Annotated in this window: 7 protein-coding genes; 5 read left to right on the top strand and 2 right to left on the bottom strand. The window is 63.2% G+C overall.

The window, feature by feature from the left end:
* Positions 1 to 46 precede the first annotated feature (46 nt).
* Positions 47 to 415 carry a hypothetical protein gene (locus LPZ50_RS22225; RefSeq protein WP_230665010.1) on the bottom strand — a complete coding sequence of 123 codons (369 nt, stop codon included), beginning with the start codon at positions 413 to 415 and terminating at the stop codon, positions 47 to 49.
* 189 nt (positions 416 to 604) lie between these two features.
* Here LPZ50_RS22225 and LPZ50_RS22220 point away from each other — a divergent pair, with 189 nt between their 5' ends.
* The 4 genes from LPZ50_RS22220 (at position 605) to LPZ50_RS22205 (ending at position 3,048) form a co-directional block, all read left to right on the top strand.
* Complete coding sequence (locus LPZ50_RS22220; RefSeq protein ID WP_230665009.1) at positions 605 to 733, top strand: entericidin A/B family lipoprotein; 129 nt, start codon at positions 605 to 607, stop codon at positions 731 to 733.
* Between the two features lie 108 nt (positions 734 to 841).
* A complete protein-coding gene (locus tag LPZ50_RS22215; protein WP_230665008.1) occupies positions 842 to 1,273 on the top strand; it encodes a BPTD_2524 family lipoprotein in 432 nt (143 codons plus the stop codon).
* Positions 1,252 to 1,680, top strand: a complete 429-nt coding sequence (locus LPZ50_RS22210) for a hypothetical protein (RefSeq protein WP_230665007.1) — start codon at positions 1,252 to 1,254, stop codon at positions 1,678 to 1,680. Before LPZ50_RS22215 ends, LPZ50_RS22210 begins: the two co-directional genes overlap by 22 nt.
* A 75-nt stretch (positions 1,681 to 1,755) precedes the next feature.
* Entirely contained in the window at positions 1,756 to 3,048 is a 1,293-nt protein-coding gene (locus LPZ50_RS22205; RefSeq protein WP_230665006.1) for an aspartate carbamoyltransferase, read from the top strand.
* A gap of 33 nt (positions 3,049 to 3,081) precedes the next feature.
* Here the strand turns inward: LPZ50_RS22205 and LPZ50_RS22200 are convergent, their stop codons facing one another.
* Positions 3,082 to 3,981 (bottom strand): recombination-associated protein RdgC, encoded by a 900-nt coding sequence (locus tag LPZ50_RS22200; protein ID WP_230665011.1) that lies wholly within the window; start codon positions 3,979 to 3,981, stop codon positions 3,082 to 3,084.
* A 152-nt stretch (positions 3,982 to 4,133) separates the two neighbouring features.
* Here LPZ50_RS22200 and LPZ50_RS22195 point away from each other — a divergent pair, with 152 nt between their 5' ends.
* Positions 4,134 to 4,352 (top strand): hypothetical protein, encoded by a 219-nt coding sequence (locus tag LPZ50_RS22195; RefSeq protein ID WP_230665005.1) that lies wholly within the window; start codon positions 4,134 to 4,136, stop codon positions 4,350 to 4,352.
* The last annotated feature ends 174 nt before the right edge of the window (positions 4,353 to 4,526 follow it).

Below are 4,526 nucleotides of genomic sequence, written 5' to 3'. Positions count from 1 at the left end.
CAGTGGCTGCCGCCGCGGCGGCGCCGCTATAGGCGTAGCCGCCCCGTCAGCCTGCGCGGCCGCCCGGGCGGCCCAGCATGGCAATCAGCGCCTGTTTCAGCCTGGGGGAAAAAATCGGCACCGTGTGCGACACCCCGTCGCGATCCACGCCTTCTTTCAAGGTAACCGATTGCCCGTCGAAGATATCCGGCGCCTTGCGCGTTTCTACATAGCGCGCAAGCAGCGTGTCCACGCGTTCCTGGGCGGCCGCCAGCGGTGCCTCGCCGGCAAGCTGCTGCGCGGTATGGGCCTGCAGTATGCGGTGCAAGTCGTCGATGAATAGCGCCAGTGCGGCCTGGCCATGGCAATTGGGCTGTTGCCAGCCCCAGCCTTGATCGGCGTCGCCGGAGCCCGCGGGCGGAGTCGTATTCTGCATACCGCCATGCTATACCATCGCCGCGATCGCGTGTACCGCGCGTCCTGCCGTCCGGCCCCCAAGCTGTGTGCGGCGCGTACCTGCTTGAACAGGGGGCGGAAATGGGTGCATGATAGCCATGCTGGTGTACTGCGTGCCGGCGCAGGGTGCCAACTGGGCCCTGCTTGTCTTCTGTGCCAAGGAGAAATCATGAATAACAGGTTCCTGCTCGCCATCTTGCTTGCCATGACCGCTGTTTCCGCTGGCTGCAATACCGTTGCCGGCGCCGGCAAAGATATCGAACGTGGCGGCGAAAGCATTCAGAAGGCCGCCGATTGACTTCGCGCCTGGCCGCCCGGCCATTTGGCCGGCGCGGCGGCGCAGCCGCCGATGGCGTGGGTCATTGATGCATAATGGCGGCCTTGGACTCATCTGGCGGGAATGAATATGCGCATTTTGGGCCTTGCGGGGCTGGCGGTGGTGGTCGGGCTTGGCGGCTGCGCCAGCAAGGGGCTGTTGTCCGGAGACCCTCCCGGCGCTACTGATACCTTCGCCGTGCAGGCCGACTTCCAGGCGGCCTACAGGCGCGCCGGAGAATACGTGCGTGTCTGCCACGAGCAGCGCCGCCATCCTTACGGCGCGGTCTATATCTCGCACCACAGCCTGGGGCAGAAGGGCATGCCCAATGAAATCCAGGTCTTCAAGAAAACCGAGCCCGCCAAAATCCTGCAGATCATCCGTGCCCAAGCCGCGGGGGCGGCTGATTCGCAAGTCACGGTCATGGTGCTGGGAGATGCCCCTTGGGACGCGGCGGAGGTCCAGGCTGCCAAAGCGTCGATCCAGAGCGCAACCCCGGTATGCCGGCCCCTGCCGAACTGATTTCCGCGCAAGGCGGCATGGCCCAGTCCAGGGCCGGGGCCGTTGCCTTTGTTTCCCTGGGCGCCGCGGCGCGCTGGCTGGGTTGGCTGAACGCCATGGGCGTACTGATCGAGCTGGGCTTTACGCTGGGCGTGCTGGGCGCCGATATCGCTCCGCCCGACTTGACGTTTCCATTGGCCCTATTTCTTGGCGGCGTACTGGCTTGCGGGCTGGCCATGTTGTGCTGGGGCGTGGCGCAAATGGGGGTGGGGCCACGCAGCGCCATGCTGGCGGGCGGGCTGGGCGCCCTGGCGTATCTGCTTGCCTTGTTTGCTTTTGTTGCGGGCTGCTGGCTATCAGTGGGGGTGGCGGTCGATATCGACAGTCAGGTGGGTGCCGCGTATACCGTCAGCGCCGCACCGTACTGAAATCGCTTGCGAGGCAGGAAATCCAGGGTTTAATATACGCATTGCGTATATTTTATGTCCACTCAAGGGCCTGCCATGTCCATTTCCCAGCAAGCTTTCCTGCGCGACGCCATGCGCCGCCTGAACCTTACTCGCGATGTTTTCGCTACGCGCATCGGCGTGAAGCGGCGTGCCCTGGACACCTGGCTGTTGCCCGAGGGATCGCAGGAATTCCGAGCCATGCCCGAAGTGGTAGAGCGCTTCGTCAGCGAAATCGTGCAAAACAGCGCGTTGCTTGAAAAATATACGCAAAGCGCACAGGCTGGGCCGTTGCGCGAGCGTATCGCGGTCGATGGCAAGCATCAGCTGATTTCAGTAGACCAGTTCTCGCGCGAGTCGGTTGAAGACCTGTTCAGGGTGGCCGACCTGATGCAACCGATTGCGCGCCGCCAGAAGGTGTCGCGGGTGCTGGAGGGCGCGGTGCTGGGCAACCTGTTCTTTGAAGCCAGCACGCGTACTCGCGTCAGTTTCGGGTCTGCCTTCTGCCGCCTGGGCGGCTCGGTGTGCGACACCACCGGCTTCACGTTTTCGTCCATGGCCAAGGGGGAATCCATCTACGACACCAGCCGGGTCATGAGCGGCTATGTCGATGCCATGGTGATCCGCCACCCCGACCAGGGCTCGGTGGCCGAATTCGCACGCGCGACGAATATTCCGGTGGTCAACGGCGGCGATGGCCCGGGCGAGCATCCCAGCCAGGCCTTGCTCGACCTGTACACCATCCTGACCGAGTTCTCGCGCCTGGGCAAACTGCTCGACGGCGCGCACATCGCCATGGTGGGCGATTTGAAGTACGGCCGTACCGTGCACTCGCTGATCAAGCTGCTGGCCTTGTACAAGGGAATCAAGTTCACCCTGATTTCCCCGCCGGGCCTGGAAATGCCGGCTTACATCATCGAGCAGGCCAGCCGCAACGATAACGTCATCGAGCAGAAAAGCGTGTTGGCCGACGGCCTCGCCGGCGTGGATGTCATTTACGCCACGCGTGTCCAGAAAGAACGCTTTGCCAACGATGAAACCGAAGGCTATACGGCCGATTTCCAGATCAGCCGGGCGATGATCGACACCCACTGCGGACCCGACACCATCGTGATGCATCCGCTGCCGCGCGACAGCCGCCCGGGGGCGAACGACCTGAGCGTCGATTTGAACGACGACCCCCGCCTGGCCATATTCCGCCAGACGGACAACGGCATTCCCATCCGCATGGCCATTTTCGCGGTATTGCTGGGGGTGGAAGGGCTGGTGCAGCATTCGATGCGCGACGTGACGTGGAAACATCCGTCGCACATCGGGCCGGACGATTCCACGTTCCACGGCCTGGACTGACGCGTTTCGCGGGCGGCGCAATGCCGCCCGTTTTCAGATGCGCTTTTCGCCGCCCAGCGCTTCCGTCAGTTCGGCCATCAGCTTGGCCAGCTCGCCAGTCATGAGCGCCATGTCGGAATCGAACTTTTCGTCGTCGTTCTGCATGACGGCGTCGTTGCCTTCCTTCAGGACGTCCAGCGGGGCCACCCGCTTGACGTCCAGCGATTCGGTCAACACGAACGACACGCGGTCGGCCCAGGTCATGGCCAGGCGGGTGCACTGCTTGCCCGACTGGATGTGGCGGCGCACGTCGTCGACATCGATGGAGTGCTTGACGTAGCGGATGGCGGCACGGCTTTCGCCGGATGCGCGCAATTCGGTGTCCTGGTCGATGCTGAAATTGGCCGGCGCCTCATTGGCGGCCAGCCAGCCCGTCATGGCGGCGGCGGGCGACTGCGCCACGTACAGGTTTTCCAGCGGCAGGGGGTCGATGGTTTTCACCAGCAGCCCGATCACCTCGTCGGCCTTGGCCGATGCCGCGGCGTCGATCACCAGCCAATGGTTCACCGGGTCGATCCACACGCGTGTGTCGCGGTACACACTGAAGGCCTTGGGAAGCAGTTCGTCGGTGACGCGCTCCTTGATTTCCTTCATTTGCTTGCGGCCCGGCTTGTAGCCTTGCTGCTCTTCGATTTCCTGCGCGCGAGCGCGGGCTACCTGATTCACCACCGTGGCGGGCAGCAGTTTTTTTTCAGCGCGCAGGCTGAGCAGGATCTGCTGGTTCACGGTATGGGCCAGCGCCGCGTTTTCGCGCGGAGATATCCAGCCCACGCTTTGCATTTCCAGGTTGTTGCCCGGCTGGTAAGCATGCCGGGCCAGGCACTCTTCAAGCTGCTCGCCGGTTAGCGTCCACGGCGAGGAAAGTCGGTAAATCTTGAGATTCTTGAACCACATGGCGTCGGGCAAAAGGGTTGATTCTATACGAGGCCCGGTGACGATGCGGCCCATGTGGTTCCCTTATTGACACGACACGTTCTGTCACTGACAGTGGAAGGGCGTTCCGGTATCTTCCGGCGCATCGTCAATCACGAGAAGAGGAAATAACGATGAAACCGGCGACTATCGTGGGAATAGTGCTTATCGCACTGGGCGCGGCGGCACTGGTGTACAAGGGCTTTGACTACAAGAGCGAGGAAACCGTGCTGCAGATCGGTTCAGTCAAAGCCACGGCCGAAACCGAAAAATCCGTTTCCATTCCCACTTGGGCGGGCATAGCCGCCATCGTGGTGGGTGTGCTGGTGGTGGGGTTCGGCCGCCGCCGCTGAGTGCCGGGCCTGGAGCGCATCCAGGCAAAAACCCCCACGCTGCGCCTTCGGCTTGCTGCCCCCCAAGGGGGCTTTTTGCCTGGGGCGGCCCGGCGGCAAAAAAAGCCCCCACGCTGCGCCTTCGGCTTGCTGCCCCCCAAGGGGGCTTTTTGCCTTGGGGCGGCCCGGCGGCAA

It is taken from the genome of Bordetella petrii (assembly GCF_020991325.1).
Taxonomy (GTDB): Bacteria; Pseudomonadota; Gammaproteobacteria; order Burkholderiales; family Burkholderiaceae_B; genus Bordetella_A; species Bordetella_A petrii_E.
This window is presented reverse-complemented; position numbering and strand designations above follow the sequence as displayed.

Excerpts from the sequence above, each read along its gene's own strand:
- LPZ50_RS22225 (WP_230665010.1), bottom strand. The coding sequence starts at position 415 with ATGCAGAATACGACTCCGCCCGCGGGCTCCGGCGACGCCGATCAAGGC.
- LPZ50_RS22220 (WP_230665009.1), top strand. The coding sequence starts at position 605 with ATGAATAACAGGTTCCTGCTCGCCATCTTGCTTGCCATGACCGCTGTT.
- LPZ50_RS22215 (WP_230665008.1), top strand. The coding sequence starts at position 842 with ATGCGCATTTTGGGCCTTGCGGGGCTGGCGGTGGTGGTCGGGCTTGGC.
- LPZ50_RS22210 (WP_230665007.1), top strand. The coding sequence starts at position 1,252 with ATGCCGGCCCCTGCCGAACTGATTTCCGCGCAAGGCGGCATGGCCCAG.
- LPZ50_RS22205 (WP_230665006.1), top strand. The coding sequence starts at position 1,756 with ATGTCCATTTCCCAGCAAGCTTTCCTGCGCGACGCCATGCGCCGCCTG.
- LPZ50_RS22200 (WP_230665011.1), bottom strand. The coding sequence starts at position 3,981 with ATGTGGTTCAAGAATCTCAAGATTTACCGACTTTCCTCGCCGTGGACG.
- LPZ50_RS22195 (WP_230665005.1), top strand. The coding sequence starts at position 4,134 with ATGAAACCGGCGACTATCGTGGGAATAGTGCTTATCGCACTGGGCGCG.